At 46.0% G+C, this 5,282-nt stretch carries 6 protein-coding genes and 1 pseudogene; 1 reads left to right on the top strand and 6 read right to left on the bottom strand.

Annotated elements, in window-relative coordinates:
- Positions 1-536: 536 nt before the first annotated feature.
- The 3 genes from HMPREF9473_RS16085 to HMPREF9473_RS16075 all read right to left on the bottom strand — a co-directional run bounded on the left by HMPREF9473_RS16085 (position 537) and on the right by HMPREF9473_RS16075 (position 2,806).
- Complete coding sequence (locus HMPREF9473_RS16085) at positions 537-1,406, bottom strand: tyrosine-type recombinase/integrase (RefSeq protein ID WP_006781216.1); 870 nt, start codon at positions 1,404-1,406, stop codon at positions 537-539.
- Positions 1,407-1,528: 122 nt separating this feature from the next.
- The gene (locus HMPREF9473_RS16080) at positions 1,529-2,254 is read right to left on the bottom strand and encodes an aldo/keto reductase (protein WP_006781215.1); all 726 of its coding nucleotides are present in this window, start codon (positions 2,252-2,254) and stop codon (positions 1,529-1,531) included.
- A gap of 39 nt (positions 2,255-2,293) precedes the next feature.
- A complete protein-coding gene (locus HMPREF9473_RS16075; protein ID WP_278245540.1) occupies positions 2,294-2,806 on the bottom strand; it encodes a nitroreductase family protein in 513 nt (170 codons plus the stop codon).
- 92 nt (positions 2,807-2,898) lie between these two features.
- Here HMPREF9473_RS16075 and HMPREF9473_RS16070 point away from each other — a divergent pair, with 92 nt between their 5' ends.
- Positions 2,899-3,297, top strand: a complete 399-nt coding sequence (locus tag HMPREF9473_RS16070; RefSeq protein WP_242830849.1) for a TetR-like C-terminal domain-containing protein — start codon at positions 2,899-2,901, stop codon at positions 3,295-3,297.
- 129 nt (positions 3,298-3,426) lie between these two features.
- Here HMPREF9473_RS16070 and HMPREF9473_RS16065 read toward each other — a convergent pair whose 3' ends face one another.
- The 3 genes and pseudogenes from HMPREF9473_RS16065 to HMPREF9473_RS16055 all read right to left on the bottom strand — a co-directional run.
- Positions 3,427-4,362, bottom strand: a complete 936-nt coding sequence (locus tag HMPREF9473_RS16065) for a hypothetical protein (protein WP_006781212.1) — start codon at positions 4,360-4,362, stop codon at positions 3,427-3,429.
- Positions 4,363-4,715: 353 nt separating this feature from the next.
- A complete protein-coding gene (locus tag HMPREF9473_RS16060) occupies positions 4,716-4,910 on the bottom strand; it encodes a helix-turn-helix domain-containing protein (RefSeq protein ID WP_006781211.1) in 195 nt (64 codons plus the stop codon).
- A gap of 34 nt (positions 4,911-4,944) precedes the next feature.
- Positions 4,945-5,282, bottom strand: a pseudogene (locus tag HMPREF9473_RS16055) (hypothetical protein); the annotation flags it as partial.

The raw sequence follows: 5,282 nt of genomic DNA, 5'->3' as shown, positions 1-5,282 counted from the left end.
ATAATCTGGCTTTCCTCAAATCCTCCATAACGGACCGTAGGAAAATGGGATTCCCTCTTTCTTTTCCTCATCCGTCCGCTCCGTTCCTGTCTGCGGGACTTTCCTCTGCCTCCGACTGTCTCCACGGACTGGCACCTTCCTTTCGGCTTTTACTCTGTAATGAGTATTATGAAGTGGAATCATCCATATTTCCTGAAATGGACAGCAGTATATTGCCATTTCCTATGATTTTTTATTGCATTTCCGCTTCTCGTATTGGGATATCAAACAGAACAGCACAGATGTAAATGATTTTATGGCACCACAAACAGGCGATTTCAGCCCCAAAAGCCAAATCACCGGATTTTCTTCCCATTACACCACAATTCTGCGAATTCTTCCTCGTATTTTGCAATTTTTTCCATTTCCAATCTTGCAATTTTTACGAAAGTGGGTATAATAGACTATATCATGAAGGGAAATCCCTTCTTTTAGATGTTGTAGATACCGCATAATACTCATTATGGGGTATTTTTTTATTGTTCTGCCTGTCACGGCTAACCAAACACCAATTTCATCCGCGACAGCTGCCGCCTCGGCTGGCTCTCCGTGTCTGCTGTGTAGATTCGCGTCGTGTTAATATTGGAGTGCCCCAGCAAGTCCATCAGACGGACCACGTCTTTTTCGATTCGGTAAAATGTTCTGGCGAACAGATGGCGGAAATTGTGGGGAAATACCTTTCTCTCGTCCACTCCGGCTTCCCGCCCAAGCTCCTTCATTTTCTTGCTGATGTTACTTCTATCCATGGGTTTTCCGTTTCTGGTGATGAAAATGCTTCCCTTACCGATTCCCATTTTCCGGCAATATTTTTTCAACACCTTCATCAGCTTCGTCGGAAGCAGGGCCACTCTGGATTTCCCCTTGTTGTAAATGTCGGCCCGGCCGGTCTCCAGGGACTCCACGGTGATAAAGCGAAGCTCGCTGATTCGGATTCCGGTGCTGCCGATTGTCTGGAGAAGCATGCTCATTCTGACATCGCCTTTTCGCTCTGCCGTCTGAATCAGCCGCTCATAGTCCTTTTCCGTCAGCTCCCGCTCCGGCTCACAAAACTGAACCCGCTGGATTTTAAACAGGCGGACTTTACACTCGGTCCATCCCAGATAATCAAAAAAACTGTTGATGGCCGCCAGCATGGAGTTGGCGCTGGTGGTTTTGTAATGTTCATTGAGATATTGCTTGTATTCCAGTACCTGCTCCTTGTCGAATGTCCCGCTGTCCGACGCATTTAAGTAATCCCGGAACTTCCTGATGTCCCGGAGATATTTCTCCACGGTGGCCTGGCTTCTCTCCTCCCCTTTTAAATATTGTTCATACTGCTTTAAATGTTCTTCCGTTATGTTGTCCATAATTTTACGCTCGCATATCATAAAAAAAGGTCCCCTTTCTTTTGTAGGTTTCCTTTATCTTATCTAATATTCGGAAATCTTTCAAGTAAAATTCGCACCCAAATAAAAAGCCGCCAAAAACAGGCGGCTCAGTTCCTAGATATTTATTTCTTCCTGACAAAAAACTTTGTTCCAAACCGCATAGCCTTTAAAAGCTCTACCGCCGCCTCCGGCAGGCTGCCGGCCAGCTTTCCGCCTAACAGGGGTTCCATAATCATCACGGGCATGCCTTTGGCGGCGGCTTTTTTAAGTCCTTTCACGCCGGCCTGGTAATTCTCGTCGGAATAATTATACTGAATCTGGCAGAAATCCCAGTCGTAGGCATCAAGCAGAGCCATAAACTCATCCTGGGCTCCGTGAAAGGAAAAACCAAACTGCTTTATCTGACCCGACGCCTTCTTTTCGGCCACCCACTCCTTGATTCCCCACTCACAGAGGGTATTCCAGGTTTTCATATCTGCCAGCATATGAAGCAGATAATAGTCAATATAATCTGTCTGCAGCCGCTCCAGATGTTTGGCGAAATATTTGTCCAAATCATTCCGGCTCCTGCACAGGATAAGCGGCATTTTTGTGGCTATATAAACCTTATCGCGGACACCGCATTTTGCCAGGGTTTTGCCAAGCACTTCCTCGCTTCCGTTATAGACATAGGCGGTATCAAAATAATTCACACCGCTGTCGATGGCGGATTTAATCAGCTGCTCCGCTTTTTTTGTATCGAAGCCACCGGCAAAGGAACTGGTCAGGCTATCGCCGCCAAACCGCATGCAGCCGAAGCCAAGAATTGAAAGCTTATCTCCGTTTTTGGGATTTATCTTATAATTCATACTTCTCCTCATCTCTATCATTTTTATTTAACAGTTCTCTTATTCCACAGTTCCCACATAGACAAATCCGTTGGGAGGGGTTGGAATACCGCCCTGATACACAGCAAACCGGAAGGGCCGTCCCTCGTGCTCACCCGCCACGGCTAAATGACAGAGAGAAATTCCTACGGCCAAATCCGTAAGATTATACATTTTCCCGAGAATTCCTCCGAGGCTTGGCTTGTAGTAGGTATGTATCTTGCTGCCATCGACAATATAGTACCACGGCTGGCCATTCATCCCGGAAGGCGCCAGGCGTGCCGCCTCAAGTCGTAAATCCGTTCCTTTTGACATTTCATCCAGAGATTTGCGTTTGAACTCGTAGGCTTCTCTTACTGCTGGCTCCGTCGGTTTCCCAAAAGCAATTCCGACGATGAAGTCCGGGTCTGCCTCCTTCGGCTTCACACCGCCAAGCCACCGGGTTGCACAGCCATGGGCATATAACCACAATTCGGCATGCTGATAGAGAAAACCGGCCGCAGTATTGCGCAGCGGATGCATTTTCCCATATATGAGCAGAAAATTAAATCACAGTTGCGGAACTCACCCGACGGGCGGGATATAACCGCGCCACATTTTATGAATATTTTTTGGACGTCTACGATTTGCTGGAACAGATTGAGGAAGAAATGATTAACTGTATTGGTGAGAAGATTACTAATACCATTTCCAATGGGAATTTTGCCAATATCTTTGTGGAAGCATTCAATGAGGTGCAAAATCAGGAGGAGCAGAATTACATGATTCTTCTGACCGGCGAGCACTCCTCCAAATTTGCCATGAAGTTGAAAAAGGCAATCATGCCGGTCATCATATCCGCATTTCATATTCCAACCGATGATATCAAGGCTGTGTATGCCCTTGATTTCTATCTGTCGGGTATCATATCCATTATGAATGAATGGCAGAAAAATAATCAGGAACTGAGTGTGGAAGAACTGGGTTCACTAGTCCGTACTCTTCTCACGGAATGGGTGTTGAAGGCGCTGGGGCAGGCGGAATAAGTGGCGATTCTGGATACCGGAATGAGCAGTTGCAAGTTGAGATGCATTTTAAAATGCTGGATGTGATGAAAAAATTCCACAGGATTCAAAAACTTTCCTGTATCATTTTAGCGCAAACTGTACCTGCCATTACATTTTTAAAAGTTCAACAATTTCCGTATCCGTATGTTCCGGATGCAGCTCCAGCACATGATACATCTTCTGCACCAGTTGCAAATCCGCTTCCAAAATCTCCGCAATCTCTTCAACTGCCATTCCTTTCTTCTGTTTTTTTCTAACAAGAGACACCAGATTCAACAAAATTCCCTGCTCCCGCCCTTGCTCTATTCCGCATTCTATTCCTCGTTCTATTCCAAGTTCTATTCCACGTTCTTCCCTCTTCTCCAACTCATCGGCAAACAATTCTCTCAATGCATCACACATTTTTCTTACCTCCTCATACTGCTCCGCATTCGCCCGGATAATCAAATCCATCACGGCCTGATACAGCGGGTCCTCCTGGTTGCTTTTATACTCTCTGGCCAACGGCTCGATTTCTGTTACTTCCAGTCCGCCCCGCAGACGCCCCAGCCAGATATATTCTTCCCTTGATAAACGGTTTGTCACCAGTATCTGCATCGGGAACATTAGACCTTTCACATAATAAATTCCCTGAAACTCCTCCCATACAACCGCTTGATACCTCTTTTTTAAATGCTGCACCAACTCTCTTGGAAAATGGCTGCATACCAGGGTAATGGTCAGTTCCTCCGGCGGTATCTCCAAAACTTTTCTGGTATCTGACTGGTAGACACACGCATATCCTGTCACTTTATAAAAATCATTGACACTGATGTAATCCTCCGGACTTTTGTACTCTATGATATTGTACTGGCGGAATAACTTCCCTATACTCTTTCTGACAACATAGTCTTTTCTCTGCTTGATAATCAGTGTATCCATCTGCAGCGGTTTTTTGCTGAGATTATGTTCCTCCTGAAAGACCAGAAATTCCCGGTCTTCCATCAGTTCTACCTGCAGTGCCGCCTGAAACGCCGGGTGCCACTGCAATGCTTTTCTCTTCATTCCTTTTCTCCTTTCAGTATAATAAAAAATCGACCTAACTTCAATAGCTCTGAATGAATTTCTTCTTTCTGAATACTCGACCGAATCGGTCATTACAGTGATGTTCACCGTAGGCGCCGCGTTAACGGCAATGAATTTTCTGCGGAAAGAAATCCGCAGGAAACTTAAATCATACTTTATATATCTATGAATGGATTCAGTATAACACATCGCCCTGTAAGATGCAATTATAAAATCATAAAAATAGAGCAAAAATAGAAAATAGAGTTCCCAGATTTTTTACAGGAACTCTATTCTTTAAACTTTTTTGTCAGTCAGCTGCTGTCTGTTTTTACAACGGCCTGTTCATCAAATCACCCTTTGATTCCCAGCGTTTCAGCAATGCGTTTTTTGGTGCGCTCGCACTGGTTGCGGCCGTAAATGATGTCGCTGACGGTGGAGTTGGCGATGCCCAGGCGTCTGGCCAGTTCCTGCTGTGGGATGTCCTGCTCTACCATGGCGATTTTCATTTTCTTGCCGAAGGGGGTGCATGGGATTCTGGTTGCCATATTGGTTGTCTCCTTTCTGATAGTCCCGTTGTGGTTAGTGTACGGATATGGTGAAGGTTGGGGTAACAGTGAACGTCTCATTGTTTGACCAGCCCTGGACGGTGGCGCCATACAGTTTCATCTCCAGCACGGCACTGGCCGCCAGGGTATTGTCACCGGCTGTGGTGCTTACTTTGTAGGGGGTGTTTCCATAATTGGCATCCGGGTCGAACCATTTTGTCTTGTCTCCGGCCGCGCTGGTTGGGACAGCTTCGGTTGACTTTCTCACTGCAAACATCACTTTCTTATCGTTTCCGGTTCCCGTCAGTTTTGTGGCATCGTTGGTGAAGCCGCCTGCGGCATTTGTGGCTATTGCCGTGATGCTGACGTCTA

The organism is Hungatella hathewayi WAL-18680, assembly GCF_000235505.1.
GTDB lineage: Bacteria > Bacillota > Clostridia > Lachnospirales > Lachnospiraceae > Hungatella_A > Hungatella_A hathewayi_A.
The sequence above is the reverse complement of the archived record's forward strand: the minus strand, read 5'-3'. Positions and strand labels throughout refer to the sequence as shown.

Bases quoted from the DNA above. Each gene is read 5' to 3' on its own strand.
- HMPREF9473_RS16085 (WP_006781216.1), bottom strand. From the start codon at position 1,406: ATGATATGCGAGCGTAAAATTATGGACAACATAACGGAAGAACATTTA.
- HMPREF9473_RS16080 (WP_006781215.1), bottom strand. From the start codon at position 2,254: ATGAATTATAAGATAAATCCCAAAAACGGAGATAAGCTTTCAATTCTT.
- HMPREF9473_RS16065 (WP_006781212.1), bottom strand. From the start codon at position 4,362: ATGAAGAGAAAAGCATTGCAGTGGCACCCGGCGTTTCAGGCGGCACTG.
- HMPREF9473_RS16060 (WP_006781211.1), bottom strand. From the start codon at position 4,910: ATGGCAACCAGAATCCCATGCACCCCCTTCGGCAAGAAAATGAAAATC.